This is a genomic window from Bartonella sp. MM73XJBT.G (assembly GCF_028618435.1).
GTDB lineage: Bacteria > Pseudomonadota > Alphaproteobacteria > Rhizobiales > Rhizobiaceae > Bartonella.
The window spans coordinates 1-1,258 of record NZ_JAQISW010000066.1 but is presented as its reverse complement, the minus strand read 5'-3'; the positions used below and the strand labels follow the sequence as shown (position 1 = coordinate 1,258).

Annotated in this window: 3 protein-coding genes and 1 pseudogene; 2 read left to right on the top strand and 2 right to left on the bottom strand. The window is 36.5% G+C overall.

Annotation, left to right across the window (positions count from 1 at the left end; genetic code table 11):
• Positions 1-185 (top strand): annotated as a pseudogene (locus PVV59_RS09790) (late control protein); the annotation flags it as partial.
• An 84-nt stretch (positions 186-269) separates the two neighbouring features.
• On the opposite strand, the gene PVV59_RS09785 reads toward PVV59_RS09790, so the two are convergent.
• Positions 270-590, bottom strand: coding sequence for an addiction module antidote protein (locus tag PVV59_RS09785; protein WP_273755886.1), 321 nt, complete (start codon positions 588-590; stop codon positions 270-272).
• Positions 577-879: a type II toxin-antitoxin system RelE/ParE family toxin gene (locus PVV59_RS09780; protein WP_273755885.1), complete on the bottom strand. Its 303-nt coding sequence runs from the start codon at positions 877-879 to the stop codon at positions 577-579. The genes PVV59_RS09785 and PVV59_RS09780 overlap by 14 nt, the downstream gene beginning before the upstream one ends.
• Positions 880-1,038: 159 nt before the next feature.
• Between PVV59_RS09780 and PVV59_RS09775 the strand changes: the two genes are divergently transcribed.
• Positions 1,039-1,258 (top strand): lysozyme (locus tag PVV59_RS09775; RefSeq protein WP_273755884.1); only part of this gene is annotated, 220 nt, incomplete at its 3' end.

Here is a 1,258-nt window from a genome sequence, read left to right as displayed (position 1 = left end):
TTGATAAAACAGGTGGGTATACAACAAAAATAGATTGCGAACTTTTTGATAAAGCCCAAGAAGATGCTGCAAAAAACGTAGCAAACACCATACCAGACAAAGACGATACCCTTGATCCAAACGCCCCACCCAATGCATGTGATGAAGGAGACGGCGTCATCCATATGGACGAAGAGGATACATGATAGGTTATAAACCAGATTTAGAGCCCCTCATTAAAAATGTTGCTTAAGTACCTCCCTTCCACATCTTTAAAGGTGGGGAGAAGGTCAAGATGCTTCTTCTAAAGCTGCTTGTTCCTTACAATTATTTTGGATAGGCGTTAAGCTAATCTGCAAATTTAAGGCACTTAAAACACTAAGAAAAGTAGAAAGCCGTGGGTCGCCTTTATCACTTAAAGAACGATAGAGGGACTCGCGATTTAAACCTGTCTCTTGGGAAACAGCTGTCATTCCCTGCTTACGTGCAATAATACCTAATACATGTGCAATATAACCACTATTTTTAGTTTCTAAAGCATCATCTAATAAAATCTTAAAGTCTTCAGGCGTGTTAAAATATTCACTTACATCAAATTTAGTAATTTCCATGTTTCATTTCCTTTACTAATTGGAGGGCTTTTTCGATATCTTTTTGTTGTGTGGATTTATCACCAGCATTTAACAATAAAATGATTTGTTTTCCTTGTTTTACAAAATAAACCCGATAGCCTGGTCCATAATTTATTTTTAACTCACCAATACCACGGAAATATTTCACGTCTCCTAGAAGCCCATATTCAAGGCGGAAAATACGTGCAGCAATTTTCTTTTGCACTTGTTTGTCTTTTAATGAGTCTAACCACTCTGTAAAATATAGTGTTTTTTTAACAATAAACATCTGTAGTTTATATGCTACAAAATTGATAATGTCAAATACATTCTTTTGTTCCAATGAAAAAGCTACATAGGTTTTAACAAGCCAACCTTCCGAATGGGAAAGAGGTCAATTTTTTAATACAGCTCTGCTTTTTGCAGGGCTTTTTTTATGGAGAATTTTATGCGAAAAATATCACAAGAAGGTCTTGCACTCATCAAACAATGGGAAGGCTTGCGTTTGAATGCCTATAAAGACGCCATTGGTGTATGGACAATCGGTTATGGACATACCAACAGTGCTGGTAAACCTTTTGTCCACAAAGGCATGACAATGACCGAAAAACAAGCCGAAGATCTTCTTCGCCAAGATTTAAGACAATTTGAAAATACCGTTGAACAAG